Raw genomic sequence first — 25,574 nt, forward strand, 5'->3', positions numbered from 1 at the left:
GTTGCGCGGCCCCGATGCGCCGCACGCCGGCGCGCTCGGCCACGGCCCGCGCATCGTGTCGCGCCGCATCGCGCGCCGCCGCGCTCGCCGGCCCGAAGCGTCGTGCCGCGCCATGCTCCAGCGATTGCCCGGCCAGCGTCCAGCCGATCGTGCCGTTGCGCAGCGCGCTCACCGGGTTCGGAATGCCCGCGTTCACCAGCGACTGCGTGCCGATGATGCTGCGCGTGCGCCCTGCGCAATTGACGATCACGCGCGTGGCGGGATCCGGCGCGAGGTCGCGCACGCGCAGCACCAGCTCGGCGCCCGGCACGCTGGTCGAGCCGGGGATGTTCATCGTCTGGTACTCGTCGAAGCGGCGCGCATCGAGCACCACCACGTCGGCCTTCGCATCGAGCAGCGCCTGCACCTCCTCGGCCGCGAGCGACGGCGTGTGCCGCGCCTCCTCCACCCACTCGCCGAACGACTTGCTCGGCACGTTCACGTCGCGGAACAGCTCCAGCCCGGCGGCGGCCCAGCCCGCCAGGCCGCCGGCCAGCACGTGCACCTGCGTGTAGCCGAGGCTGCGCAGGCGCTGCGCGGCGCGCACGGCATCATCCGCACCCTCGCCATAGACGACGATGCGCGTGTCGCGCCGCGGGATGCGGCCCCAGGCGTCGAGCTCGAGGCGGCCGAGCGGAAAGTTGGCCGCCCACAGCGGATGCGATTGCGCGAACGGGTCTTCCTCGCGCACGTCGAGCAGCGCGATCTCGTCGCGCGCCAGCAGCGCGGCATGCACGTCGACGGGGTTCAGGGCGGGGATCACGGTGGTGTCGGTCATGGTGAAGAGGTCAATGAATCAAGGCAACGGGGAGTAGCCGGACACGAAGCTGCGGCGCTGGCCGTCCTCGGTGTAGACCGAGCGCTCGACCGCGCCGATGTCGGCGCCATACACGTGGATGCTGATCGAGGTGCGGTCGTCGAAGGCGTTGGCCACGCGGTGGATGTCGCCGACGCTCGGCGACACCGCATCGACCGCCCCCTGCTCCAGCCGCACCGGCGCGCCGGCCGGCACCAGCTTGGTGGGCCCGGCGAAGCGGTAGCCCTGCGACAGCTCCGCGCCGCGCAGCACGCCGATCAGCCCCCACACCGTGTGGTCGTGGATCGGCGTCGCCTGCCCGGGCCCCCACACGAAGCTGACGACCGAGAAGCGCGCCCGCGGATCGCGGTGCAGCAGGTACTGCCGGTAGCGGTCGGCACCGGGCTGCGCGTGCGAGGCCGGCAGCCAGTCGTCGTGCGCGACCAGGTCGGCCAGCAGCGCGCCGACATCGCGGCGCACGGCCGCCTCATCGGTGCGCTCGTCGAGCCGGTGCGACACCTGGTCGATGAAGTCCTGCAGCACACGGTCGCCATGATCGGTTCGCATCGTCGAGTCTCCTTCCTGGCCGCCAACGGGAGCCAAGCCGCACAGGCTACACGCGCACGCGCCTTCTGCGAATCGTGCAGATCGCATATCCAGCCCTGAAATCATTATTTGCGACGCTCGCACCATCGTCGCTACCGTCCTCCTTCTTCGTCATCTCCCGACAGCAGGACACCGCAATGAGCATCGAATTCATCGGCATGATCCAGACCCAGAAAGTCTCGGAGACGCATGCCGCGCAAGGCCCGGCGATCGACCGCGACTACGTGCGCCGCTTCGCGCAGGCGCACGAGCAGGCCGGGTTCGACCGCATCCTGGTGCCGCACCACTCCACCGGCCCGAGCGCCACGCTGACGATCGCGTACGCGGCGGCGCACACCGAGAAGATCCACTTCATGCTGGCGCACCGGCCGGGTTTCACCGCACCGACGCTGGCGGCACGCCAGATCGCGTCGCTCGACCAGTTCAGCGGCGGGCGCCTGGGCGTGCACTTCATCTCCGGCGGCTCCGACGACGAGCAACGGCGCGATGGCGACTGGCTGACGCACGACCAGCGCTACGAGCGCACCGATGAATACCTGACGCTGCTGCGCCGCATCTGGACCGAGGACAAGCCCTTCGACCACGACGGCAGGCACTACCGCTTCCAGGCCGGCTTCTCCGAGGTGAAGCCGCTGCAGCAGCCGCACGTGCCGGTCTACTTCGGCGGCGCGTCCGATGCGGCGATCCCGGTGGCCGGCAAGCATGCCGACGTGTACGCGCTGTGGGGCGAATCGCTGGACCAGGTGGCCGAACTGACCGGCCGCGTGCGCGCCGAGGCGGCCAAGCATGGGCGCAGCGTGCGCTTCTCGGTGTCGTTCCGCCCGATCCTCGCGGAGACCGAAGACAAGGCCTGGGCGCGCGCCGAGCACATCCTCGAAGAGACCCGCCGGCTGCGCGTGCAGGCCGGCTACAGCCGCGGCGGGCCGCAGCAGAGCGTGGGCGCGCAGCGCCTGCTGGCGGCCGCTGCGAAAGGCTCGCGCGTCGACAAGCGCCTGTGGACGGCCATCGCGCAGGAGACCGGCGGCCGCTCCAACAGCACCGCGCTGGTCGGCACGCCCGAGCAGGTGGCCGAGGCCTTCCTCGACTACCACGCGCTGGGCGTCACCACCTTCCTGATCCRCGGCTTCGACCCGCTGGAAGACGCCATCGACTACGGCCGCGAGCTGATCCCCCGCACGCGCCAGCTGGTGACCGAACGGCTCGCAACCGGCAACCGGCGTGCCGCGTGAAGGAGCACGACATGAGCACCTTCACCTCCATCACCCGGCGCCACCTGCTGATCGGTACCGCGGCCACCCTGGGCGCAGGCCGCTTGCGCGCCGCCGAGCGCGTGCTGCTGAAGGCCGGCGACCAGAAAGGCGGCCTGCGCGCGCTGCTCGAAGCCGCGAACGAACTGCAGGGCCTCCCGTACGACATCCAGTGGGCCGAGTTCCCGGCCGCCGCACCGCTGGCCGAAGCGCTGAACGCCGAGGCGGTGGACCTGGGCCCGATCGGCGATGCACCGCTGATCTTCGCGCTGTCGAACGGCGTGCGCGTGAAGGCGATCGGCGTGAACCGCTCCGACCCGTACGGCACGGCCGTGCTGGTGCGCCCCGACTCGCCGCTGAAGACCGCGGCCGACCTGAAAGGCAAGCGCATCGCGACCAACCGCGGCTCGATCGGCCACCACATCGCGCTGAAGGCGCTCGCCTCGGCCGGGCTGAAGGCCGATGCCGACACCTTCCGCTTCCTGCCGCCGGCCGAGGCCAAGCTCGCGCTGACGCAGGGCTCGGTCGACGCCTGGGCCACCTGGGAGCCCTACACCGCGCTGGCCGAGACGGCAGGCCACGCCCGCGTGCTGGTCAATGGCCGCGGGCTGTCGTCGGGCCTGAGCTTCCTGGCCGCGACCGACAGCGCGATCGCCGCGAAGCGCCCCGTGCTGCAGGATTTCGCGCAGCGCGTGGTGCGTGCGCAGCGCTGGTCGTACCAGCACGTGCCGGAGTTCTCGGCCGCGCTCGCCCGCATCATCGGCATCCCGCCTGAAGCGGCGCGATTGCAGTTCGAACGCCGCCAGCAGCGCTGGATCGCGGTCGACGCCCAGGTGCTCGCCGACCAGCAGGCCACCGCCGATTTCTACCTCGAGGCCGGGCTGCTGAAGCAGCGGCTCGAGGTGCGCAACACCTTCGACGGAGGATTCGCGCCGGCCGCCTGATGCGAATTCAGAAGTCTTCAGGCCCGGCACGTATCCCCGCGCCGACCTGCTTCCGAGAATGTGCGCTCATCCACTCTCGGCGAGGCCGATCATGAGCATCGATGCCAACTCCACCCTGGGCAACCTCTACTGGTACCGCCACGATGGCTGGAAAGACGGCACCGAGCGATGGACCGGCAAGAACCTGGTCGGCCGCGGTGGGTGGCAGGAATACAAGTCCGTCTTCGCGACCAGCGACGGCATCCTCTACGCCATCGGCTGGGACGGAAACCTGCACTGGTACCGCGACGCCGGTTGGCAGGACGGCACCGAGCGCTGGGAGAGCAAGGTCGTCGGCCGGGGTGGATGGGCCGACTACCGGACCGTCTTCGCCACCAGCGACGGCATCCTCTACGCCGTCGGCTGGGATGGCAACCTCTATTGGTATCACCACGCCGGCTGGCAGGACGGCACCGAGCGGTGGAGCGAACGAAAGCTCGTCGGCCGCGGCGGCTGGGGCATGTACGTCAGCGTGTGCGCCACCAGCGAAGGCGTGCTCTACGGCATCACGCCCGACGGCRACCTCTACTGGTACCGCCACGAAGGCTGGCAGGACGGCAGCGAGCGCTGGATCGGCAAGAACCTCGTCGGGCGCGGCGGCTGGCGCAAGTACGCCAGCGTGTTCGCCACCAGCGACGGCACGCTGTACGGCATCACGCCCGACGGCAACCTCTACTGGTACCAGCACAAGGGCTGGGAGGACGGCACCGAAGACTGGCGCGGCGCTAACCTCGTGGGCCGCGGCGGCTGGAGCGGGTACACCAACGTCTTCATGACGAGCGACGGCATCCTGTTCGGCGTGCAGAACAACGTGCCGTCGCGCATCAAGCACATCGTCTACCTGATGCTGGAGAACCGCTCGCTCGACAACGTGCTGGGCTGGCTCTATCCGGACGGCAAGCGCCCGGATCGCGTCATCGCGCCGCTCGGCAACAACCAGCCCGACTACAACGGCCTGCGCCCGGAGACCTACTACAACCTGGGCGCCAACGGGGTCAGGCACTGGGTCCGCAAGGGCACCCGCAACAGCTGGGTGCCCGAGTGCGATCCCAATGAAGACTACGTGCACGTCAACAACCAGCTCTTCTCGAGCCCCTCGAACCCGGCCCCGAACCAGGTGGCCGGCATGGGCGGCTTCTACCAGGACTTCGCCGGCGACAGCTGGCGCTACGGGCTCGACGAGGTCATGCAGACCTACACGCCCGCCGAGCTGCCGGTGCTGAACGGCGCCGCGCGCCACTATGCGGTGTCCGATGCGTATTTCTCGTCGGTGCCCACGCAAACCAATTGCAACCGCGCCTTCGCCGCCACCGGCAATTCGCTGGCGCCCGACCCGGACACCGGCGCGCTGCAGGCCTGGGTGAACAACAACATGTGGTCCATCGGCAAGAACTGGCTCTACTTCAACCAGCGCACGATGTTCAACGCGATGTACGACGCCGGACTGCAGTCACCCGATGACTGGATGGTCTTCGCCAGCGAATCCTGGTGGTTCGCGGGCGGCAAGTGCTTCACCCGCGACATCCTGACCCAGCTGAGCGACTCGAAGTACGACCCTCATTTCGACACCATCGACACCTTCTACCGTCTTGCGAGAACGAACGCCCTGCCCTCCATGTGCTTCCTGGAACCCAAGTGGGGCTATGGCTACACGCGCGACGGCATGGGGCCGCAAGGCAACGACTACCACCCGCCGCGCAACGTCGCACCCGGCGAGCAATTCGTCAGCGACATCCTGGATGCGCTGAGGTCCAGCCCCGGTTGGAACGACACGCTGCTCATCATCAACTTCGACGAGCACGGCGGCACCTACGACCACGTCGCACCGCCCTGGCATGCCGCCGTGCCATGGGGCGAAGGCTCGGCCACGCCTGCCCCCACGCTCTGCGAGCACGGTTTCGGCTTCGACCGCTACGGCGTGCGCGTCCCGCTGATCCTGGTGTCCCCCTACATCGAGGCCAACACCGTCTTCCGGGCCGGGCCCGCGACACCGTTCGACCACGCCTCGGTCATCGCCACCATCCTGACGATGATGGGCATTCCGCGCAGCGACTGGCAGCTCGGCAACCGCGTGCAGAACGCGCCGACCTTCGAGTCGGTGCTGACGCGCAGCACGCCGCGCACCGACAGGCCGGAGATCAAGCCCAGCGCCGCCGCGCTGGCCGCCATCGCCGAGGAGCCGGCGATGGATCCGCCGCCCTCCGGGCTGCAACGTGAGATCGCGTCGCGCATGGTCCGTGAGTTCCTCTCCCGGCAGCCGCTCGCGGCGAACGCAAGCGCCGCCGCCGGCGAGGACGTCTACAAGGCGCTGGACGAGGTGAGGACGCTGTCCGGGCTGGGTGCCCTGGTGACGCGCATCGTGRGGGAACCGCCACGGTGACGCCGAGGTCGCGGGCTCAGACCCCGCCGAACACGTGCTCGAACTCCACCCAGCCCTGCCGCCCGTGGGCGCTGTAGAAGCCCACCGGGTAGAACGGCCAGCCGCCGGTGTCGTCGCGCACCGTCTTGTTCGCGACGYTGTTGACGATCAGCGTCAGCCGCGTGCCCTTCGCGAACTGGTAGCTGCCGCTCAGGTTGTGCAGCCATTGCGGCGGAAMGAACCCCTCGTCGCCATCGGCAATGCGGCCGTAGCGGCTTGATGTGAGCGTGGCGCCCCAGTCGCCGAACGTGCCGTCCAGCGTCGCGACCAGCTTGGTCGGAAAGCCCGCGAAATCGCGCGTGCCGATCTGGTTGGTCGCGGTGTCGCCGGCGAACTGCTGGTACGTGAAGCTCTGCACCCGCGTGTACTTCGCGCCCGCCACCCAGCGGCCCCAGCCCTCGGTGGCCCAGCGCCAGCGCACGCCGAGGTCGAAGCCGCGCGTGCTCTCCTGCGCGGCGTTGATCGGATTGACCGCGATCTCGTAGACCTCGCCCGGCCGCACCACCGCATTCGCCGGGTTGCGGCGCACGCGCGAGAAGGTGTCGAGGCAGCTCGGGCTGGCCGGGTCGCGCGCGCCGCTGCGGCAATCGGCCTCGTCGCGCAACAGCTTGTCGGCGTCGAGCGTCGTGACCAGGTTGTCGATCCGGATCTTCCAGAAGTCGATCGAGGCCTCGAACTGCGCGCTCGGCGACCAGAACGCGCCCAGCCCCCAGCTGCGGCCGTTCTCGGATTTCAGGTCGGCGCTTCCGTTGCTGACGTAGTTGAAGCCGGGCGACAGGTTCGCGAACTCGCAGGTCGCCACCGGCTGGCCGGCCTGCGCGCAGCGCAGGTAGTCGGTCGACGACGCGTAGTAGCCGCGGCTTTCGGCGGTGTAGATGTAGCTCATGTCCGGCGCACGAAAGCTGGTCGCGTGGTTCGCGCGCAGCAGCAGCTCGCGGCTCGGCCTGAACTCCAGCCCGGCCTGCCAGGTCAGCTTGTCGTCATGCCGTCCGGCGAACGCGTAGTCGTCGTAGCGGCCGGCGAGCGTGGCCGTCACCTCGTGCGACAGCGGTGCGTTCAGCTCGGCGCCCAGCGCCTGGCGCTGCCGCGTGCCCTTCACCTCGGCCACCTCCTTGGTGTTGTAGAACACGCCCTGCCCCAGCCGCGGGTCCGAGCGGTTGCTGAAGCCTTGCGAGCCGATCTCGGCTACAGCGGCCAGTTGCAGCGGGCCTGCCGGCAGTTGCAGCAGCTCGCCGTGCACGCTGGCACCCAGGCTGTGGTTCCACGAACGGTTGTCGCCGTTGCTGGCGCCGCTGATCGAGCCGAACTCGGCCGCCGTCAACGGGGTGTACAGCCGCGCCGGATCGGGGGCGTAGATCGGGATGCCATCGGCATCGGTGCCCTGCTGCGGGCCGAGGAAGAAGCTGTCGACCGTGGCCAGCAGCCGCGGCGTGACGGTCTTGTTGCGGTAGCCCGAGGCACTGTAGGCCACCTCGTAGTTCCAGCCGTCGACCAGCTCGCCGCGCGCGCCGAGCGCGAGGTTGCCGGTGGTGTCGCGCCACTCGCGGTTGAAGCGCGTCACGCCGCCCAGTTCCTCGGGGGCGAGGCGGCGCGTCCAGGTCTCCAGGTCGCCGGTATTGGCATTGCGGAAGTAGCTGCTGCTCGCGCCGAGCGAGGTCCAGTTCGGCCCGCGGGTGTTGTTCTCGGTCTTCGCGACGCCGAGCAGCGCCTCGGCGAACAGCGTGGTCTTCGCGCTCAGAGCGATGTCGAACAGGCCGCCGAGGTTGGCGGTCTGGTTGCCGGTCTGCGTGGTCCAGTAGGTGGGCTGGGCGCGGCCGCTCGCGCAGTAGTTGCGGCTGCCCGCCTGGTAGTGCTGGGTGCTGCCGTCGAACAGCCCGCCGAGCGCATCGCAGGCGGTGCCGGGGTCGACGTAGGCGCCGGTGTCGGCATTGCGGCGCGACGCGATCGCGGTCGGCGCGGCGCCGGCCCGCGTGGTGTCGGCCATGAAGTCGCGCTGGCGGCTCCAGATCGGCTGGCGCTTGCCGAGCTCCAGGCCCCAGATGCCGGTCACGGCGTCGCTCGCGATGCCGCCGCTGAGCTGCACGCGCAGGTTCTCGCCGCCGCCCTGCTGCGTGGTGCCGGCCTTCACGTTCAGGTGGATGCCGTCGGTCTGCCGCTTCAGGATCACGTTGACGACGCCGGCGATCGCATCGGAGCCATAGACCGCCGAGGCGCCGCCGTCGAGGATCTCGATGCGGTCGATCAGCACCGACGGGATGTTGGCGAGGTTCACGAAGTTGACCTCGCCGTCGTAGGCGGTCGGGTAGTCGGCGACGCGGCGGCCGTTGAGCAGCGTCAGCGTGTGGTTCGGGCCGAGGCTGCGCAGGCTGATCGCGTTGGCGGCCGGCGTGAAGGTGTTGCCGAAGTCCTCGCCCTGCGTGAAGCCGGTGTTCTGCGTCAGCGCCGACAGCGCGTCGAACACGTTGCGGTAGCCGAGCCGTTCGATGTCGGTGCCCTTGATCACCGTGACTGGTGTCGGCCCTTCGGCCTGGGCGCGCACCAGGCGCGAGCCGGTGATCTGCACGCCGGGCAGGCTCTGGCCCTCGGGCTCGGCGGCGTGTACGGAGGGGATGGCGGCGAGCAGCAGCGCGCCGAGCAGGGGTCGTCTGGATGAAGGCATGTTGGATGGGTCACGAAAAAACGTGACCGCAGGCTACGCACCGACATCGGGGGACACAACGAAGGGAAGCTCACATGCAAACGCGGAGAGCGAGGGCGCAGTGAGGAAGTGTGTCGACCGGTTGTGATGGACTTCGCTACGCTGCCGACAGCGCCTGCTGGAACCAGCCCCGCAGCGCCACGACATCCGGGCGCTCACCGAGGCCGGGCGCGCAGGCGAAGTGGTACGCCGCGCCGGGCAAGGTGACGGCGAAGGGCTGGACCAGCAGGCCCGACGCCAGCGCGTCGGCCACCAGGACCAGGCTGACGAGGGCGATGCCGCCTCCCGCCACCGCCGCCTGCACCGCGTGCTGGCTGTCGTTGAAACGAACGCCGGCGTCGGTGTCGACGCCGGCGATGCCGGCCCGTTCACACCACGCGCGCCAACCGGGGGCCGGTTGCTGCGCGGTGCGGCCATCGACGTGGATCAACGCGGCGCGGCGCAGGTCGGCCGGTCCGCGCATCTTCAGCAGCGGGCTGCAGACCGGGGCGAACAGGTCGTCCTTCAACCACGTCGACTCGACACCCGCGAACAGGCCCGCGCCGTAGCGGATCGCCACCTCCACGCCACCCGGTGCCAGGTCGACGACCGCCTGCGAGGCGTGCAACCGCAGGTCGAGGTCGGGCAGCAGGCCGCGCAGCGCATCGAGGCGCGGCACCAGCCAGTGGCTCAGGAACGCGGTGGTCGTCGACAGGGTCAGCGCCTTCGCCGAGAGGCCGTCACGCAGTTGCGCAGCGACCCGGCCGATCTCGCCGAAGCCGAGCACGGTGGCGCGGTACAGCAGCAGGCCCTCGGGCGTCAGCGTGACGGCGCGTGGCGTGCGGTCAAGCACGCGCACGCCGAGCCAGGTTTCGAGCTGGCGGATCTGGTGGCTGATGGCCGTCGGCGTCACGAACAGCTCCGCGGCCGCTGCCTTGAAACTGGCGCGGCGCGCGGCAGCCTCGAAGGCTCTCAACGGGGACAGGGGTGGCAGGATATAGCGCGTCATGATGAGGATGCTTCATCTGAAGCTGAAGAATGTGAACTTGAGCGGCGGCCCAGCCAACGCTACGCTGGAGGCCCTACCACCCAAGGGCCAGATGATGAGCCAGCTTCACCTCTCCTGCACACCGAAAGCCATGTCATGACTGTTCTGACCGCGGGACTCATCGACGTGTTTGCCCACGCGCCGCTCACCGGCAACCCGCTGGCGGTCGTGGAAGGGGCCGACGGTCTCGACGATGCATTGCTGCGCCGCATCGCCGGCGAGTTCAACCAGGCCGAGACCACCTTCCTGCAGCGCAGCGATCGCGCCGATAGGCGGCTGCGTTCCTTCACGGCCAGCGGTGTCGAGGTGTCCGGTGCCGGGCACAACGCGCTGGGCGCCTGGCTGTGGCTGGCGCACGAGGGGCAGCTCGGGCCGCTGGACACGCCGCAGACCTTCCACCAGGAACTCGGCCGCGACGTGCTGCCCATCACGCTGGAACGGCGCGGCGGCCAGGTGCACGGCCGCATGCGGCAGTCGCCGTTGACGCTGCTGCCGGCCGGCGTCGACGTGGAATCGTTGAGCCGGGCCCTCGGCCTCGAACCCGCCGACGTGCTGCCGCACCCTGCGCCGCGCGCGGCCGACACCGGTGCCGCCCACCTGATGGTTCGCGTGGCCGATGAAGCCGCGGTCGATCGCGCACAGCCGGCCGCGCAAGCCCTGCTGCCGGTGCTGCGAGGCGCCGGTGCCGAGGGCTGCTACGTCTACGCGTTCGACGTTGCCGCGCCGCAGCGCGCGTATGCGCGGTTCTTCAACCCGACCATCGGCCTGTGGGAAGACATTGCCACCGGTACCGCGGCCGGGCCCCTGGCGGCCTACCTCGGGCACGAAGGGCTGTTGCCGGACCAGGCGCTGCTGATCGAGCAAGGCACGCGCATGGGGCGCCCCAGCTTCCTGCAGGTGCGCCTGAACCCCGAACCGGAGCTCTCGGGCAGCGGCATCGTGGTGTTCAAGGGCGTGCTGACGGTCTGAGAGGGCGCCAACCTCAGCCGCGGCGCTTCGCGAACTTCAGCGTCATGCGATCCGACTCGCCGATCGCGACGAAGCGGTCGCGGTCGACCGCCCCACCGCGCAAGGTCGGCGGCAGCGACCACACGCCGTTCGGATGGTCACGCGTGTCGAGCGGGTTCGCGTTGACCTCGCTGCGGTCGAGCAGCACGAAGCCGGCCGCAGCAGCGCGCTCGATGACCAGCGCCTCGGGAACGTAGCCGGTCGCGATCGTGCGTTCGAGCGTGGTGCCCGGCGGCGCGCGGTGCTCTTCCACGCCGAGCACGCCGCCCGGCTTCAGCACCGCGTGGAACGACTGCAGCACCGCATCGAGCCGCCCCGCCTCGATCCAGTTGTGGATGTTGCGGAAGGTCAGCACCATGTCGGCACCACCCGACGGTGCGATGCCGCCGAGCCGGTTGCCTGCTGCCGGCAGCTCGCCGACGACCACGCGGTCGTACACCGCCGGTTCCTTCGCGAGCTTCTCGACGAAGCGCTGCCGCGATCGCCGCGCGTACTCGTCCTGGGCATCAGCCGGCTCGTGCGCCGCATACAGGCGCCCGTCTTCCCGCAGGTACGGCGCCAGCACCTCGGTGTACCAGCCGCCACCCGGCGCGATCTCGACCACCGTCTGGCCGGGCTTGAGGCCGAAGAAGCGCAGCGTCTCGTACGGGTGCCGTGCCGCATCGCGCGCACGGTTCGCGGTGCTGCGTTGCGCACCGGCCAGCGCCGCGCGGAGCCGCGCGCCATCGGCATCCGCGTCGGCCACGGCCGGCGTCGAGGTGCAAGCTGCCAGCGGCAACGCAAGCAGCGGCAGGCTCAACACGCCGCGCCGTGTCATCAGGTCGTTCATCGGATCTCCCGTTCGAGGGCCGCCGGATCGAGGCGAAAGGTCGCCAGTTCGTCGGCGTCGCATTGTGCGATGAGGCCCAGTTCCCACGCGAGGTAGCGGCGTGCCGCATCGAGGTTGCCGTCGTGGCGGTCGTGCACGAAGAACAGGTGGTCGATGGCCTGTGCATCGGACGGTTCGTCGGGGCTCGTCACCGTCGGCAGGCCGGCTTCGGCGCTGGTGGCGAGGCTGGCCTGGGCGAGGTCGGTGAAGCCTGCCTCGCGCAGGTCCAGTGCAGCCAGGTCGGCAATGCGCGGCTCGTCGCTCAGCAGCACCAGCGCACGCCCTGCCCCGGCCTTTCGGGCCGCTTCCACCACCTGCGGGCGGATCGTCCACTGCGCGCCTTGCGGATGTCCTGCCCGGTGCGCGAGGCTGCCGCGCAGGTCCAACAGCAGCGCACCGCGTTGCAGCCGCTCGCGCAGCGCCTCGGCATCCAGCCGCGGTACCTCCGGCACATCCGCCGATGCAGTCGACGGCACCTGCAACGCCGCCCGAATGCCCCCGTCCACGGCTACCGCGTCATGCCCCTGCAACCACAGCCAGTGCGCGACCACCGGCGCGCGCAGGCCATCGTCATCGACGAGCAGGATGCGCGCATGCCGCGTGCCGACGTACAGATCGGTCGCCTGCAGCAACTGCCCGCCCGGTGCATGGCGTGCCCCCGGCAGGCTGCCCTGCGCGAATTCCTCGGCCGAGCGCACGTCGAACAGGTAGGTGGTGCGCGCCGCCTCGGCGAGCCAGCGGCTGGCCTGCGCCGCCGTCACACTGCGCCCCGGCAGGCGCCGCACCGGCCAGTGCGACAGCGCCGCCTGGGCACTGTGAGGCGCGGGCCGGCGCGTGCTGCCGCGCTCCAGCGACAAGCCCGCGAGCGCCCAGCCCTGCGTGCCGTTCTCCAGCGCCAGCACCGGATTCGGCAACCCGAGCTGGCGCAGGATCTGCGCGCCGATGATGCTGCGCGTGCGGCCGGCGCAGTGCACGACGACCGTGCGCCGCGTGTCGCCGCCGAGCAGCGCGCCGACCTCGCGCACCAGCTCGCCATTCGGCACCGAGACCGCGCCGGGGATCGTCATGCGCCGGTGCTCGTCGAAGGTGCGGCCGTCCAGCAGCAGCGGCGGGTCGTCGCCGGCCAGCCGGAGCTGCAGCTCCTGCGCCGACAGGTGCGGCGTGCCGAAGGCCTGCTCCACCCGCTCGCCGAAGGTCTTCGACGGCAGGTTGACGCCCTTGAACAGCGTGTAGCCGGCGCGCTGCCAGGCCGGCGCGCCGCCGTCGAGCAGGCGCACGTCGATGTAGCCGAGCGCTGCCAGCCGCACCGCCGCACGCTGCGCAATGCCGTCGCCATCGTCCAGCAGCACCACCGGCGTCGTGCGCCGCGGCACCAGCCGGGGCGCGTCGATCTCCAGCCGGCTGTACGGCACGCTGACCGCGAAGAACGGATGGCCCTCGCCATACACGCCGTGCTCGCGCACGTCGAGCAGTGCGATCTCGCCGCCGTCCTTCAGCCACTGCTTCAGCGTGGCGGCATCGATCGTGCGGCTCATGTTGCAACCCTCCGTGCCACCGCAAGCGCCTGCGCGAGGTCATCGACCAGGTCGCGCGGATCCTCCAGCCCGACGTGCAGCCGCACCAGCGGCCCGCGCGGCTGCGCGAGGCCGGTCCACAGGCTGTGCTCGGCCAGCCGTTCCGGCGCGACCAGCAGCGCGAGGCTCTCGTAGCCGCCCCACGACGCGCCGATGCGAAACACCTGCAGCGCATCGACCAACGCCTGGCCGGCCCGCGGATCGGTGTCTCCCAGCTCGAACGACAGCAGCCCGTTCGCGCCGCTGAAATCGCGCCGCCACAGCGCATGCCCGGGATCGTCCTGCAGCGCCGGGAAGAACACCCGCGCCACCTGCGGCTGCGCCTGCAACCAGCGCGCCACCTCGACCGCATGCCGCTCGTGCTGCGCCAGCCGCACCGGCAGCGTGCGCAGCCCGCGCAGCGCGAGCCAGGCATCGTCGGCACCGATCGTCAACCCCAGCGATTCATGCGTCTGCACCAGGCGCCGCACCAGCTCGGCGCCGTTCGCCACCACGGTGCCCAGCATCAGGTCCGAATGCCCGCCGATGTACTTGGTGCCGGCCTGCAGCGAGATGTCGGCACCGAGGTCGAGCGGCCGGTGCAGCCAGCCCGCGCCCCAGGTGTTGTCGACCGCGACGGTCACGCCGCGTGCATGCGCCACCGCGGCCAGCGCCGGCAGGTCGAGCACCTCGTTCAGCAGCGAGCCCGGCGATTCGAGGTACAGCAGCCGCGTCTCGGGGCGGATGCGCGCGGCCAGGTCGTCGCGTGCCGGCGAGAAGTACTCCAGCGTGATGCCGAGCCGGCGCAACAGCTGCGCATCGACACGGCGCAGCGGACTGTAGACGCTGTCGCAGACCAGCGCGTGGTCGCCCGGCGACAGCACCGCCAGCAGCACCAGCGTGATCGCGGCCAGGCCCGATGGCGCGAGCAGCGCGCGCTCGCCGCCTTCGAGCTCGCGCAGCGCGGCCTCGAGCGCGCGGTGCGTGTCGAGCCCGTGGATGCCGTACGAGGCCACGTCCTCGCCGGCCGAGCGGCGCAGCAGCAGGTCCTCGCGCACCGCCATGCTCTCGAAGCGCAGCGTGCTCGCACGCACCACCGGCGTGTTGATCGGGCCGGTGCCGCCCGCCAGCGGCGGCGCGCCGGCGTGCAGCAGACGGGTTGACGGTTGCGCTGCCGGGTCCGTCATGCCACCACCTTGCTCGGCTTCATCTGCGTCGCGTTGTAGTTGGTGACCGCGCCGGTCGCCAGGTCGAAACCGACGCGGCCGGTCAGCGTCTCCAGCGGGCGGCCGTACAAGTGGAAGTGCAGCGTGGGCCGCGTGCCGCCGACGTGGATGCTGTGGATGTCCTGCGCAAGGAACTGGATCGATTGCCCGGGTTTCACGGTGAACTCGCGGTCGAGCACCAGCTGCGCGCGCGCCGGGTCGCGGCCGTCGTCGGTGCGGCGGTACAGCCGGTTCACCTCGTCGCCTTCGATCGCGACGATCACCGCCCAGGTGTCGTGGTTGTGCGGCACCGTGGTCTTGCCCGGGTTGATCGAGTTCAGGTAGAGCGCGATGTCGTCGTCGCCGTCGGCCGGGTTCAGGCGGTAGCGGGTCGATGCGCCGACGCCTTCGGATTCGGCCGGCGGCGGGAAGGTGGCGCTCGGGAACAGCTCGGGGCGCTGCGCGAGGCCGTCGAGCAGCGCGGCGATGCGCGCGAGCGCGGCGCGGTCGGGGGCGCCGGTGGCGAGTTCGCTGCGCACCGCGGTCAATGTCGTGCGCACGGCTTCGGCGCGGCGGGATTCGGGAGTGGCCTGGCTCATGAGAGTGCCTTTCGGTCGTCGTGATCGGGATGCAAGGGCGAGGCACGCGGCGATGTGCGTGGTGAAAATTGCAGCGCCTTCTCCTGCGGCGCGATCTGCAGCCCGCGCTCGTAGGCGCGGCGCACGGCAGGCCGCGCGGCGATGCGGCGCTGCCAGCGCTGCAAGTTCGGGAAATCGCTCAGCTGCAGGTGGTGGCGCAGCGGCTGGATCCACGGGAACACCGCGATGTCGGCGATCGAGTAGCTGTCGGCCAGGTGCTCGCGGCCCTGCAGCCGGTCGTCGAGCGTGCGGTACAGGCGCTGCGCCTCGTCGCGCGCGGCGGCGCGCTGCGCATCGCTCGCGCCGGCCGCCTCGCCCTCGTGCCAGCGCTGCAGCAGGCCGAGCCCGCTCGCCTGGTGCGCGGCATGCCAGAACAGCCACTGCGTGACCTGCCAGCGCCCGGCCTCGTCCGGCGGCAGCAGCGCGCCGGTCTTGCCGGCCAGGTACAGCAGGATGGCGCCCGACTCCACCACCGTCTGCGGCGCCGTGCCGCCGAACGGCGCGTGGTCGACGATCACCGGCGTGCGGCGGTGCGGGTTCAGCGCCGCGAACGCCGCCGTGTGGTGCTCCTTCGTGCGGATGTTCAGCGGGTACGGGGTGTGCGGCAGCCCGAGTTCTTCCAGCGCGATGGCGATCTTCATGCCGTTGCCGGTGGGCCAGTAGTAGAAGTCGATCATGGGTGGGGGTGGTGAAGAAGAGATCAGATGGCGAATCGCAAGCCCGCGAGTTCGAGGGGCACCTGCGGCAGCACCGGCGCGCGCGACGGGTCGAGGCTGCGGTTCAGGAAGGCGCGGGTGCGCTCGCTGGTCGGCGCATGGAACACGCGGGCGGCCGGGCCGTGCTCGACGACGCGGCCGGCCTCGGTGAAGACCACCTCGTCGCTGACCTCCTCGGCAAAGCGCATCTCGTGCGTCACCAGCACGCAGCTCAGCCCCTCGGCCGCCAGCTCGCGGATCACGTGCAGCACCTCGCCGACCGTCTCCGGGTCGAGCGCCGACGTGACCTCGTCGAACAGCATCAGCTCCGGGCGCATCGCCAGCGCCCGCGCAATGGCCACGCGCTGCTGCTGCCCGCCGGAGAGCTCGCCCGGCCAGGCGTCCTGCTTGTGCAGCAGCCGCACCCTGTCGAGCAGCGCCAGTGCCTCGCGCCGTGCCTCGGCCCGGTCGCGGCCGGCCACCAGCGTCGGCGCGATCAGCAGGTTGTCGAGCACGCTCAGGTGCGGGAACAGGTTGTACTGCTGGAACACGAAGCCGACACGCTTGCGCAGCGCGATGAACTCGGCCTCGCTGCGCAGCTGGTCGACGCGCGTGCCGCCGACGCGGATCTCGCCGCGCTGCGGCCGGATCAGCCCGGTGATGCAGCGCAGCAGCGTCGACTTGCCCGAGCCCGAGGGCCCGATGATCGAGACCGATTGCCCGCGCTTCACCTGCAGCGAGATGCCCTTCAGCACCTCGTTGTCGCCGAAGGACAGGTGCACGTCGTCCAGCGAGACCAGCGGTTCGTCAACGGAAGGCATGGCGTTTTTCCAGGGCCTGCGTGAAGCGGGCGATCGGGTAGCAGTAGGCGAAGAAGAAGCCGAGGATCGCCCCGTAGACGAGCACGGTGAAATCGGTGCGGGCGACGGTGTTGCTCGCGATCTGCGCGGTGTCGACCAGGTCGTGCACGCCCACCAGCGACGCGAGCGAGGTGCTCATCGCGATGCTCGCGTACAGGTTCATCCACGGCGGCAGCATGCGGCGCAGGCACTGCGGCAGGATCACGACGCGGAACACCTGGGCGCGCCGCATCGCGAGCGATTGCGCGGCCTCCCACTGTGCGGAGGGAATCGACTGCACCGCGCCGCGGAAGATCTCGGCCACGTTGGCGCTGGTCGGCAGCGCGAGACCCAGCACCACCTTCAGCCAGTCGGGGAACGGCAGCCGCCACGCGGCCGGGCCGATCTCGAACGGGAACACGTAGGTCGTGAAATAGATCAGCACCAGCACCGGCGCATTGCGGAACAGCTGCACCCACACTCGTGTGAAGCCCCGCAGCAGCGCTGCGTGCGACAGCGAGGCGGCGCCGATCACCAACCCGACCAGCGTGCCCAGCGCCACCGCCAGCAGGCTGATGCCGATGTTGGCGGCCATGCCGTGCAGCAGCGCAGGCATCCATTGCCACAGGTGCTCCAGCGCCGTCATTGCCCGTATCCCGGCATGCGCAAGCGCCCTTCCAGCCAGCGCCCGGCCCGAGCCACCGCCCAGGTCAGCGCGCCGAAGTACAGCAGGATCAGCAGCAGCAGTTCCAGCACGTTGTCGCGGTTGGTCCAGATCATGATCGACTCGTAGGTCACGTCCCCGACCGCGATCGCCGAGGCCACCGCCGTCATCTTCACCAGGTCGACCACGTTGTTCACCAGCGACGGCAGCGCAAAGCGCAGCGCGAGCGGCATCTCGATGCGCCACAGCAGATGGCGCCGGCTGAAGCCGAGTGAGCGTGCTGCCTCCAGCATGGCCGCCGGCACCGCCTGGATGCCGGCGCGCAGCGCCTCGGCATGGAACGCACCCTTGTGCAGAGAGACGACGATGAAGACCCAGACGAACGGCGTCAGCGGGTTGCCGGCGCCGAACTGCCTGAACTGCTGCGTGATCAGCATGTTCAGCACCAGGAAAGCGCAGTACAGCTGCACGAGGGTCGGCGTGTTGCGCGTCACCTCGACGAAGGCGCGTGCCGGCACGGCCAGCCAGGCGCGCCCGCTGGTCAGCGCCGCGGCGAGCGCGATGCCCACCGCGAGGCTGCCGGGGATCACCGCCACGCACAGCTCCAGCGTGACGCCCATGCCACGCAGGAAGGCCGAGCGCTCGCCCGCATCCAGCACGAACGCGTAGTTCAGCCCGAGCGGCTTCAGCGCCGCGACGGCAGCCTGCAGCAGCGCGTCAGCCATGCCGGCCTTCCGGCAGCGCGGCCACGGCCTCGGCGATGCGCCGCACCGCGTCGTGCAGCACCTCGTCGGCCGCAGCGGTCGACAGGCGGATGTACGGCGACAGCCCGAACGACGCGCCGTCGACGACCGCGACACCGGCCTCGTCCAGCAGCCAGTCGGTCACGTCGGCATCGGTGCGCAGTACGCGGCCACCGGCGCTGCGGCGCCCGATCAGGCCGCCGACATGCACGAACGCGAAGAAGGCACCTTGCGGCGGCAGCAGTTGCAGCCCCGGCACGCGCGCCAGCCCGTCGACGACGATGTCGCGCCGACGGTGGTAGGCGGCAGCCGCCTCGCGCACGAAACCCTGGTCGCCCTCGATCGCGGCCAGCGCCGCGGCCTGGCTGATCGCGCTCGGTGCCGACGACACCTGCGACTGCAGTGCCGTCATCGCCTGCGCAAGCGGCAGCGGCGCGATGCCCCAGCCGACGCGCCAGCCTGTCATCGCATAGGTCTTCGACGCGCCGTTGACGAGCACGGTGCGCGGCGCCAGGTCGGGCGCYAGCACCAGCAGGTGGCGCGCCGGCGCGTCGTCGAAGCGGATGTGTTCGTAGATCTCGTCGAGCACGACGACGACCTGCGGATGCGCGCGCAGCACCTCGGCCAGCGCGAGCCAGTCGGCCTCGCCGTAGACCGCGCCGCTCGGGTTGCCCGGCGAGTTCAGGATCAGCACGCGGGTGCGTGGCGTCAGCGCCGCGGCGAGCTGCGCGGCCGTCAGCTTGAAGCCGCTGGCCGGCGTGGTCGCCACGATCACCGGCTTCGCATCGCACAGCAGCACCATGTCGATGAAGGCCGGCCAGTACGGCGCCGGCACGATCGCCTCGTCGCCGGGGTCGAGCGTCGCGGCCAGCGCCTGGTAGAGCACCTGCTTCGCGCCGTTCGAGACGACGACCTGCGCCGGAGTCACATCCAGGCCCTGCGCACGCGCGAGCTGCGCTGCGATCGCCTGGCGCAGCGGCGCGATGCCCGGCATCGCGGTGTAGCGCGTCTGGCCGCCCTCGATCGCGGCGATGCCGGCCGCACGCACCGGCGCCGGCGTATCGAAATCGGGCTCGCCGGAGGTCAGCACGAGGATGTCGCGGCCCTGCGCGGCGAGGTCCTTCGCGCGCTGGCCGGCGGCAGCATTCGGCGACAGGCGGATGCGCCGGACGCGTTTCGACAGTTGCAGCATGTCGGGTCAGGCAGGCGTCTTGCGGAACTGCTCGTGCAGCTCCTTCAGCTTGCGAGTCGGCGGCATGCCGTTGCGCTTGCCGACCTCGATCAGCCAGCCGCTGCGGTGCCATTGCTGCACGATGCGGTCGATCGCCGCGCGGGTGTCGCCCTCGCCCTTGCGCACCCAGATCACCGACGGCGACGGGATCAGGTCGCCGGGCAGCGGCAGCTCGTAGTCGGTCCACTCGGGGCTGGTGGCCAGCAGGTGCTGCAGCGTCGGGCTGACGTGCACGGCGGCCACGCAGTTGCCGCCGCGCAACGCGAGCTGCGATTCGGGCTGGCCGCGGAAGGCCTTGACCTGCGCGCCGTACAGCTCCTCCAGCGGCTTCGTGAAATTGGAGCCCTGCGAGACGCACACCGTCTTGCCGCGCAGGTCGGCCCAGCTCTTCAGCCCCGCGCCCTTGCGGGCGATCGCGGCACCGCCGACCTCTTCGAACGGCGTCGGCACGAAATCGAGGATCTCGGCGCGCTCGGCCGTCCACTGCATGTTGGCGATCAGGATGTCGACCTTGCCGGATTGCAGGAACTGCACGCGGTTCGACGGCTGCACCTGCACCGTCTCGACGCCGACCTTCAGGCCGGCCGCGACGGCCTCGGCCAGCTCGACGTTGTAGCCGACGTGCTTTTGCGTCGCCGGATCGATGCTGCCGAACGGCGGGCCCGACAGCACGACGCCGACGATGAGCTTGCCGCGGCTGCGCAGCTTGTCGAGCGTGGCATCGGCCTGTGCAGGCAGTGCCACTGCGAAGGCCGCCAGCGCGGCCGCCATGAGGGCCAGGCGCTTCACGGCGCGGCCTTCAGCTTCGCGTGCAGCTCGGGCAGCAGCGGGTTCGGCGGCGTGATGCCCAGGCGCTTCTCGGTGTCGATCAGCCAGCCGCTGCGGTGCCAGCCCTGCACCACCTTGTCGATCGCGGCGATGGTGTCGGTCTCGCCCTTGCGGACCCAGATCACCGACAGCGCCGGGTTCAGCTCGGGCAGCGGCGCGGCGTAGTCCTTCYACTCGGGGTTGTCCTTCAGCAGCGGGTTGAGCAGCGTGGTGTCGTGCACCGCGGCGATGCAGTTGCCGCCGCGCAACGCGAGCAGCGATTCGGACGAGCCCTTGAAGCCCTTCACCTGCGCGCCGTACAGCTCGGTGAGCGGCTTCGCGTAGCTGCTGCCCTGCGACAGGCACACCGGTTTGCCGCGCAGGTCTTCCCAACGCTGGATGCCGCTGCTCTTCAGCACCGCCGCGGTGCCGCCGACGCGGTAGTGCGGCGTCGGCGCGTAGCCGAGGATCTCGATGCGCTCGGGCGTCAGCTCCATCGCGGCGATCAGCGCATCGACCTTGCCGGCCTGCAGGAACTGCACGCGGTTGGACGGCAGCACCTGCACCGCCTCCAGCTGCGCGCCGAGGCCGCGTGCCAGTTCGCGGGCCAGCTCCGGATTCCAGCCGACGAAGCGTTGCGTGGCCGGATCGATCGCGCCGAACGGGCCGCCGCTGATCATCACGCCGACGACGATGCGGCCTTCCTTGCGGATCTTGTCCAGCGTGGCGTCGGCTTGGGCCGCACCGGTGGCCAGGGCGAGCGCGCCGACAGCGAGGCGTGCGAGCGAAGCGAGGGTCATGGGGAGGTCCGTTGGGGAGCGTGGATGTGGAGGCGCATCGTAGGAAGCAGGCCGGTCGCCGTGAACCTTGCACGGCTCATATGCTTATGAATGAAGGCGTTGCGACGGGTGGCGATCGCCATCAGAACGCGTGCAAGTGATTGATCTGCAATGCATGGGATGTCGACCGATGCAGCCATGCCCTGCCCCGACACATCAGCGTTCACGATGTTTTCGCCTGCCGCGCTGATGCATTGGCACGCGCCCCACTCGCCGGCAGGCTGCGCGTGTTCCGGATCAGCTCGAAGGCCTGGCGCGCGACCGGGTTCGCGGTGTTCGGCCGCACCCACAGGTGGTAGCTGACCTCGGGCAGGCGCGGCAGGCCGTCGGATTCGCCGAGCACCCGCAGTTCGGGGCCGAGCAGTTCCATGCTGCGCGCGGTGACACCCAGGCCGGCCAGCAATGCGGCCTTCACGCCGATCAGGTTCGACGACGAGTACGACAGCCGCCACGGCACGCGGGCGCGGTCCAGCGCCTCGAGCGCGAGGCGGCGGAAGATGCTCGGCTCGTCGATCAGGATCAGCGGCAGCGGCTCGCGCGGCGACGGCTTGAACTGCAGCGCGCTGAGCCACACCGTCGGCGAGCGGTGCAGCAGGATGCCTTCGAGGGCCCTGTCCTCGCGGGTCGAGATCGTCATGTCGAGTTCGCCGCGCTGCAGCGACTCCATCAGGTGCGGGCTGCGGCCGACGTTGATCTCCAGCCGCAGGTGCGGCGACGAGCGCGCGATGCGCCCGAGCAGGCCCGGCAGCAGCGTGTCGGCCACGTCGTGCGGCGAGCCGATGCGCAGCGAGCCGCGCAGCCCGCTGTCGGCCAGCGTGTGCACCGCCTCGTCGTTCAGCGCGAGCATTTCGCGCGCATAGCGCAGCAACTGCCGGCCGGGGTCGGTCAGCAGCTTCTGGCGGCCCTCCTTCTGGAACAGCGGCAGGCCGGCCTGCAGCTCCAGCCGCTGGATCTGCTGCGTGACCGCCGACTGCGTGCGCCCGAGCCGCGTGCCGCCCGCGGCGAAGCTGCCGGCATCGACGACCGCGACGAAGCTGCGCAGCAGCTCGAGGTCGAAGGTGGCGGGTGCGCGTGGGGATGGGCTGGACATGGGGCTGCGGTGGAAGCGGCCGGGGACGGTAGCTGCCACGGCGCCGGCCGGGAACGACCGTGTGCGCAGATCGATATGCGGCCGCACAATATCCCGCCGCCTGGAACGTCTTCCCAGGCATGGATCCGCCAACGCCCCCTGCCCTCGTGACCGCACCCGACCCCGATCACGAGCAAGACATCACCGCCACCGTGCGCCGCGAGTCCGGCCGGCTCGGCGCGTTCATCCGGCACCGCGTGGCTGACCCGACCGACGCCGAAGACATCCTGCAGGACGTGCTCGAGGAGTTCGTCGAGGCGTACCGGTTGCCGTCAGCGATCGAGCAGGTGAGCGCCTGGCTGTTCCAGGTGGCGCGCAACCGCATCGTCGACCGCTTCCGCAAGAAGCGCGAGGAGCCGCTGGTCGACAGCGGCGATCCGGACGACACGGACATGCGGCTGGACCTGGCGCTGCCTGACCCGGAYGGCGGGCCGGAGGCGGCCTATGCGCGATCGGTGCTGCTGGGCACGTTGCAACAGGCGCTCGACGACCTGCCGGCCAACCAGCGCGAGGTGTTCGTCGCGCACGAGCTCGACGGCCTCAGTTTCAAGGAGATGGCTACGCAGACCGGCGTGCCGCTCAACACCTTGCTCGCCCGCAAGCGCTACGCGGTGCTCTACCTGCGCTCGCGGCTGCAACCCATCTACGACGAATTGGACGATTGAAGGAGAACGATGATGAGATTCAAGGCCATGTTTTTCGGGCGCTTCGTGCTGGGCCTGGTCGCAATCGCCGCGCTGGGCGGTGTCGTGATGGCACTGTGGAATGCGGTGATCCCCGGGCTGCTGGCCGGTGCGCAGGCGATCGACTACCCGCATGCGCTGGGCCTGCTGGTGCTGTGCCGCATCCTGTTCGGCGGCTTCCGCGGCTATGGTGGCTGGCACGGCGGCTGGCACGGCCATCGGTTCGGCCACCGCTTCGGGCACCGGTCCGGCGGACGCTGCGGCCCCGACTGGCACGCGATGACACCTGAAGAGCGCGAGCAGTTCCGCCGCGGAATTCGCCCTGACAATCGCCCCGACACCCGCCCGCCCGCCGACGCCCGCACCGGAGCCCCTGAATGAGCACTCCTTCCCTCGCGCCCCCGGCGCCGCCGCAGGCCTTCTCGCCGTACCAGAAGGTGGTGCTGGGGCTGCTCGCGTTCCTGCAGTTCGCGGTCATCCTCGACTTCATGTTGATGGCGCCGCTCGGCGCGCTGATCATGCCGGCGCTGTCGATCACGCCGAAGCAGTTCGGGCTCGTCGTCTCGGCCTATGCGTTCAGCGCCGGTGCGGCCGGGCTGCTGACGGCCGGTTTCGCGGACCGCTTCGACCGCAAGAAGCTGCTGCTGTTCTTCTACACCGGCTTCGTGCTGGGCACGCTGTGGTGCGGGCTGTCACCCACCTTCGAGAGCCTGCTGGCAGCGCGCATCGTCACCGGCCTGTTCGGCGGCGTGATCGGCTCGATCGTGCTCGCGATTGCCACCGACCTGTTCCCGGCGTCGATGCGCGGGCGCGTGATGGGCCTGATCCAGACCGCGTTCGCGGCCAGCCAGGTGCTGGGCCTGCCGGCCGGGCTGTACCTGTCGAGCCGGTGGGACTGGCACATGCCCTTCTTCGCGATGGCCGCGCTCGGCCTGGTGGGCGGGCTGGTGGTGGCCTGGCGGCTGCAGCCGGTGGATGCGCACCTGAAACTGCCGCAGGAGCGTGGCGCCTTCAGCCACCTGCTGCACACGGTGACCGTGCCGCGCCACCTGCTGGCGTTCGCGACGACCGCGCTGCTGACCACCGGCGGCTTCATGCTGATGCCGTTCAGCAGTGCCTTCACCGTCAACAACCTGGGCATCAGCATGCACAGCCTGCCGACGATCTACCTGGTGACGGGGCTGTGCACCATCGTGTTCGGGCCGCTGATCGGGCGGGCCGCCGACAGGTTCGGCAAGTTCCGCGTGTTCACGGTGGGCACGCTGCTGTCGATGACGATGGTGGAGATCTACACGCACCTCGACCCGGTGCCGCTGCCGGTGCTGATCGCGGTCAACGCGGTGCTGTTCGTCGGCATCTTCTCGCGGATGATCCCGTTCCAGGCCATCGTGGCGGGCGTTCCGACACCGGCGCAGCGCGGCGCGTTCAACGCGATCAGCGCGTCGGTGCAGCAGTTGTCGGGCGGCGTCGCGTCGGTGATCGCCGGCCACATCGTCACGCTGGGGGCCGACGGCCGGCTGCAGCATTTCGACCGGATCGGGCACGTCGTGGTGGGCGCGTCGATCGTGTCGTTCATGCTGCTGTGGCGCTTGCAGAAGAGCGTCGCAGCAGGCTGATCACGGCGGCGGCCAGCGCAGCCACCGCCCCGAGCGCCAGGCCCCAGTGCACCGCGCTCACCGACGGCAGCAGCGCGAACAGCAGCCCGATCGACAGGCTGCCGAGCGTCTGCCCGGTCAGCCGCGCGGTGCCCTGCGCACCGCCGGCCGCGCCGCTGCGCTCCTTCGGCGCGGCGAGCAGCATGTTCTGGTTGTTGGGTGTCTGGAAGAACCCGAAGCCGAGGCCCGTCAGGCTCGTGAAGATCACCATCGGCAGCCAGGGGTCGCCGTGAACCGGCCAGGCGGCGCACAGCGCCAGGCCGAGCGAGAGGCAGGCCCCGCCGATGGCGCAGAGCCACGCGGTCGGCACGCCGCGCCGGGCCAGGCGCGCCGACAAGGGCGCGGCCACCATCACCGCCAGCGGCCACGGCGTCATCAGCAGGCCGGTGGCGGCCACACCCAGGCCCAGCTCGTGCTGGAAGTAGAACGGCAGCGACACGTAGCCGATCATCTGCCCGGTGAAGCAGCACACCGACGCGATGACCGAGATGCGGAACGACGGCACCCGCAGAAGATCGAGCGGGATCAGCGGCGCCGCCTTCGGCATCTCGCGCCGCACCAGCAGCACCAGCGAAACGGCCGACACGGCGAGCAAGGCCGCGCCGTACCACGGAAACGACGGCAGCCAGTCGCTGCCCAGCACGAAGGCGGCGAACATCAGCGCGTTGAGCGCGATGCTGGCGATGTCGAGGCGGCGCCCGGTACCGGGCGGGTTCGGCAGCCCGGCACAGGCGGCCAGCACCAACGCGCCGACCGGCAGGTTCACCGCGAACAGCCACGGCCAGCTCGCGACCGACAGCAAGGCCGCGCCGACGGCCGGCCCGGCCGCCGAGGCGCCCGCCACCGTCAGCGCGTTCCAGGCGATCGCCTGGCCCAGCAAGCGGCGCGGATAGGTGAAGCGCAGCAGTGCCAGCCCCAGCGGCATCACCGCCGCGCTGCCCAGGCCCTGCAGGCATCGGGCCGCGACCAGCCAGGGCAGCGACGGCGCCAGCGCACACAGCACCGACGCCACGGTGAACAGCGCGATCCCGGCGGTGAAGACGCGGCGGTAGCCCAGCCGCTCGCCGACGGCAGACGCGGGCAGCAGGAACATCACGATCGCCAGCTGGTAGGCGGTGACGATCCAGACCGCGTCGGCCGGCGCGGCGTGCAGCTGCTGCGCGATGCTGGGCAGGGCGACGTTGGCGATCGCGCCGTCGAGC

The 25,574-nt window shown here is 70.6% G+C and carries 24 protein-coding genes; 7 read left to right on the forward strand and 17 right to left on the reverse strand.

Going from position 1 to position 25,574, the window contains the following annotated elements; translation table 11 throughout:
- Nucleotides 1-817, reverse strand: an 817-nt coding sequence (locus tag AC1D1T_RS16055; protein WP_477992142.1) for a rhodanese-like domain-containing protein, incomplete at its 3' end; no start/stop codon positions are given.
- An 18-nt stretch (nt 818-835) separates the two neighbouring features.
- A complete protein-coding gene (locus tag AC1D1T_RS16060) occupies nt 836-1,402 on the reverse strand; it encodes a cysteine dioxygenase family protein (RefSeq protein WP_477825828.1) in 567 nt (188 codons plus the stop codon).
- 176 nt (nt 1,403-1,578) lie between these two features.
- Here AC1D1T_RS16060 and AC1D1T_RS16065 point away from each other — a divergent pair, with 176 nt between their 5' ends.
- From AC1D1T_RS16065 to AC1D1T_RS16075, 3 genes are all read left to right on the forward strand, one after another.
- Nucleotides 1,579-2,670, forward strand: a complete 1,092-nt coding sequence (locus tag AC1D1T_RS16065; RefSeq protein WP_477992143.1) for an LLM class flavin-dependent oxidoreductase — start codon at nt 1,579-1,581, stop codon at nt 2,668-2,670.
- An 11-nt stretch (nt 2,671-2,681) separates the two neighbouring features.
- Nucleotides 2,682-3,632 carry an ABC transporter substrate-binding protein gene (locus AC1D1T_RS16070; RefSeq protein WP_477825830.1) on the forward strand — a complete coding sequence of 317 codons (951 nt, stop codon included), beginning with the start codon at nt 2,682-2,684 and terminating at the stop codon, nt 3,630-3,632.
- A gap of 91 nt (nt 3,633-3,723) precedes the next feature.
- Nucleotides 3,724-6,051, forward strand: a complete 2,328-nt coding sequence (locus tag AC1D1T_RS16075; RefSeq protein WP_477992144.1) for an alkaline phosphatase family protein — start codon at nt 3,724-3,726, stop codon at nt 6,049-6,051.
- Between the two features lie 16 nt (nt 6,052-6,067).
- Here AC1D1T_RS16075 and AC1D1T_RS16080 read toward each other — a convergent pair whose 3' ends face one another.
- A complete protein-coding gene (locus tag AC1D1T_RS16080; protein WP_477992145.1) occupies nt 6,068-8,749 on the reverse strand; it encodes a TonB-dependent receptor plug domain-containing protein in 2,682 nt (893 codons plus the stop codon).
- A 136-nt stretch (nt 8,750-8,885) separates the two neighbouring features.
- Nucleotides 8,886-9,743, reverse strand: coding sequence for a LysR substrate-binding domain-containing protein (locus AC1D1T_RS16085; protein ID WP_477992146.1), 858 nt, complete (start codon nt 9,741-9,743; stop codon nt 8,886-8,888).
- Between the two features lie 168 nt (nt 9,744-9,911).
- Here AC1D1T_RS16085 and AC1D1T_RS16090 point away from each other — a divergent pair, with 168 nt between their 5' ends.
- Nucleotides 9,912-10,784, forward strand: coding sequence for a PhzF family phenazine biosynthesis protein (locus AC1D1T_RS16090; protein ID WP_477843453.1), 873 nt, complete (start codon nt 9,912-9,914; stop codon nt 10,782-10,784).
- A gap of 13 nt (nt 10,785-10,797) precedes the next feature.
- Here AC1D1T_RS16090 and AC1D1T_RS16095 read toward each other — a convergent pair whose 3' ends face one another.
- The 12 genes from AC1D1T_RS16095 to AC1D1T_RS16150 form a co-directional block, all read right to left on the reverse strand.
- Entirely contained in the window at nt 10,798-11,652 is an 855-nt protein-coding gene (locus AC1D1T_RS16095; protein WP_477826501.1) for a class I SAM-dependent methyltransferase, read from the reverse strand.
- Nucleotides 11,649-13,226, reverse strand: coding sequence for a rhodanese-like domain-containing protein (locus tag AC1D1T_RS16100; protein WP_477826502.1), 1,578 nt, complete (start codon nt 13,224-13,226; stop codon nt 11,649-11,651). The genes AC1D1T_RS16095 and AC1D1T_RS16100 overlap by 4 nt, the downstream gene beginning before the upstream one ends.
- On the reverse strand, nt 13,223-14,431 hold the full coding sequence (metC, locus tag AC1D1T_RS16105; RefSeq protein ID WP_477845036.1) for a cystathionine beta-lyase: 1,209 nt from the start codon (nt 14,429-14,431) through the stop codon (nt 13,223-13,225). Before metC ends, AC1D1T_RS16100 begins: the two co-directional genes overlap by 4 nt.
- Nucleotides 14,428-15,048: a cysteine dioxygenase family protein gene (locus AC1D1T_RS16110; RefSeq protein WP_477826504.1), complete on the reverse strand. Its 621-nt coding sequence runs from the start codon at nt 15,046-15,048 to the stop codon at nt 14,428-14,430. The genes metC and AC1D1T_RS16110 overlap by 4 nt, the downstream gene beginning before the upstream one ends.
- Nucleotides 15,045-15,764, reverse strand: a complete 720-nt coding sequence (locus tag AC1D1T_RS16115; protein ID WP_477826505.1) for a glutathione S-transferase family protein — start codon at nt 15,762-15,764, stop codon at nt 15,045-15,047. Before AC1D1T_RS16115 ends, AC1D1T_RS16110 begins: the two co-directional genes overlap by 4 nt.
- A 23-nt stretch (nt 15,765-15,787) precedes the next feature.
- Nucleotides 15,788-16,603: an amino acid ABC transporter ATP-binding protein gene (locus AC1D1T_RS16120; protein WP_477992147.1), complete on the reverse strand. Its 816-nt coding sequence runs from the start codon at nt 16,601-16,603 to the stop codon at nt 15,788-15,790.
- Nucleotides 16,590-17,306 carry an amino acid ABC transporter permease gene (locus AC1D1T_RS16125; protein ID WP_477829205.1) on the reverse strand — a complete coding sequence of 239 codons (717 nt, stop codon included), beginning with the start codon at nt 17,304-17,306 and terminating at the stop codon, nt 16,590-16,592. The genes AC1D1T_RS16120 and AC1D1T_RS16125 overlap by 14 nt, the downstream gene beginning before the upstream one ends.
- Complete coding sequence (locus AC1D1T_RS16130) at nt 17,264-18,010, reverse strand: amino acid ABC transporter permease (RefSeq protein ID WP_477841310.1); 747 nt, start codon at nt 18,008-18,010, stop codon at nt 17,264-17,266. Before AC1D1T_RS16130 ends, AC1D1T_RS16125 begins: the two co-directional genes overlap by 43 nt.
- A complete protein-coding gene (locus tag AC1D1T_RS16135) occupies nt 18,003-19,220 on the reverse strand; it encodes an aminotransferase class I/II-fold pyridoxal phosphate-dependent enzyme (protein ID WP_477828560.1) in 1,218 nt (405 codons plus the stop codon). Before AC1D1T_RS16135 ends, AC1D1T_RS16130 begins: the two co-directional genes overlap by 8 nt.
- A 6-nt stretch (nt 19,221-19,226) precedes the next feature.
- The gene (locus AC1D1T_RS16140; protein WP_477828561.1) at nt 19,227-20,030 is read right to left on the reverse strand and encodes a transporter substrate-binding domain-containing protein; all 804 of its coding nucleotides are present in this window, start codon (nt 20,028-20,030) and stop codon (nt 19,227-19,229) included.
- A 14-nt stretch (nt 20,031-20,044) separates the two neighbouring features.
- The gene (locus AC1D1T_RS16145) at nt 20,045-20,866 is read right to left on the reverse strand and encodes a transporter substrate-binding domain-containing protein (protein WP_477992148.1); all 822 of its coding nucleotides are present in this window, start codon (nt 20,864-20,866) and stop codon (nt 20,045-20,047) included.
- Nucleotides 20,867-21,068: 202 nt separating this feature from the next.
- The gene (locus AC1D1T_RS16150) at nt 21,069-21,995 is read right to left on the reverse strand and encodes a LysR substrate-binding domain-containing protein (protein WP_477827412.1); all 927 of its coding nucleotides are present in this window, start codon (nt 21,993-21,995) and stop codon (nt 21,069-21,071) included.
- A 119-nt stretch (nt 21,996-22,114) separates the two neighbouring features.
- Here AC1D1T_RS16150 and AC1D1T_RS16155 point away from each other — a divergent pair, with 119 nt between their 5' ends.
- The 3 genes from AC1D1T_RS16155 to AC1D1T_RS16165 are packed head-to-tail and all read left to right on the forward strand — an operon-like array spanning nt 22,115 to nt 24,333.
- Nucleotides 22,115-22,699, forward strand: a complete 585-nt coding sequence (locus tag AC1D1T_RS16155; RefSeq protein WP_477827411.1) for an RNA polymerase sigma factor — start codon at nt 22,115-22,117, stop codon at nt 22,697-22,699.
- Between the two features lie 12 nt (nt 22,700-22,711).
- Nucleotides 22,712-23,098 carry a hypothetical protein gene (locus tag AC1D1T_RS16160; RefSeq protein WP_477827410.1) on the forward strand — a complete coding sequence of 129 codons (387 nt, stop codon included), beginning with the start codon at nt 22,712-22,714 and terminating at the stop codon, nt 23,096-23,098.
- Entirely contained in the window at nt 23,095-24,333 is a 1,239-nt protein-coding gene (locus AC1D1T_RS16165; RefSeq protein WP_477841304.1) for an MFS transporter, read from the forward strand. Before AC1D1T_RS16160 ends, AC1D1T_RS16165 begins: the two co-directional genes overlap by 4 nt.
- On the opposite strand, the gene AC1D1T_RS16170 is transcribed toward AC1D1T_RS16165, so the two are convergent.
- The coding region (locus tag AC1D1T_RS16170) for an MFS transporter (RefSeq protein WP_477992149.1) at nt 24,290-25,574 on the reverse strand (1,285 nt) is incomplete at its 5' end. The two genes, AC1D1T_RS16165 and AC1D1T_RS16170, sit on opposite strands and share 44 nt — an antisense overlap.

Source organism: Rhizobacter sp. P2_H3, assembly GCF_056403355.1.

What these genes read in the sequence shown, in the direction of transcription:
- AC1D1T_RS16060 (WP_477825828.1), bottom strand. Translation starts at nt 1,402, where the DNA reads ATGCGAACCGATCATGGCGACCGTGTGCTGCAGGACTTCATCGACCAG.
- AC1D1T_RS16070 (WP_477825830.1), top strand. Translation starts at nt 2,682, where the DNA reads ATGAGCACCTTCACCTCCATCACCCGGCGCCACCTGCTGATCGGTACC.
- AC1D1T_RS16090 (WP_477843453.1), top strand. Translation starts at nt 9,912, where the DNA reads ATGACTGTTCTGACCGCGGGACTCATCGACGTGTTTGCCCACGCGCCG.
- AC1D1T_RS16095 (WP_477826501.1), bottom strand. Translation starts at nt 11,652, where the DNA reads ATGAACGACCTGATGACACGGCGCGGCGTGTTGAGCCTGCCGCTGCTT.
- AC1D1T_RS16100 (WP_477826502.1), bottom strand. Translation starts at nt 13,226, where the DNA reads ATGAGCCGCACGATCGATGCCGCCACGCTGAAGCAGTGGCTGAAGGAC.
- metC (WP_477845036.1), bottom strand. Translation starts at nt 14,431, where the DNA reads ATGACGGACCCGGCAGCGCAACCGTCAACCCGTCTGCTGCACGCCGGC.
- AC1D1T_RS16110 (WP_477826504.1), bottom strand. Translation starts at nt 15,048, where the DNA reads ATGAGCCAGGCCACTCCCGAATCCCGCCGCGCCGAAGCCGTGCGCACG.
- AC1D1T_RS16115 (WP_477826505.1), bottom strand. Translation starts at nt 15,764, where the DNA reads ATGATCGACTTCTACTACTGGCCCACCGGCAACGGCATGAAGATCGCC.
- AC1D1T_RS16120 (WP_477992147.1), bottom strand. Translation starts at nt 16,603, where the DNA reads ATGCCTTCCGTTGACGAACCGCTGGTCTCGCTGGACGACGTGCACCTG.
- AC1D1T_RS16130 (WP_477841310.1), bottom strand. Translation starts at nt 18,010, where the DNA reads ATGGCTGACGCGCTGCTGCAGGCTGCCGTCGCGGCGCTGAAGCCGCTC.
- AC1D1T_RS16140 (WP_477828561.1), bottom strand. Translation starts at nt 20,030, where the DNA reads ATGGCGGCCGCGCTGGCGGCCTTCGCAGTGGCACTGCCTGCACAGGCC.
- AC1D1T_RS16150 (WP_477827412.1), bottom strand. Translation starts at nt 21,995, where the DNA reads ATGTCCAGCCCATCCCCACGCGCACCCGCCACCTTCGACCTCGAGCTG.
- AC1D1T_RS16160 (WP_477827410.1), top strand. Translation starts at nt 22,712, where the DNA reads ATGAGATTCAAGGCCATGTTTTTCGGGCGCTTCGTGCTGGGCCTGGTC.
- AC1D1T_RS16165 (WP_477841304.1), top strand. Translation starts at nt 23,095, where the DNA reads ATGAGCACTCCTTCCCTCGCGCCCCCGGCGCCGCCGCAGGCCTTCTCG.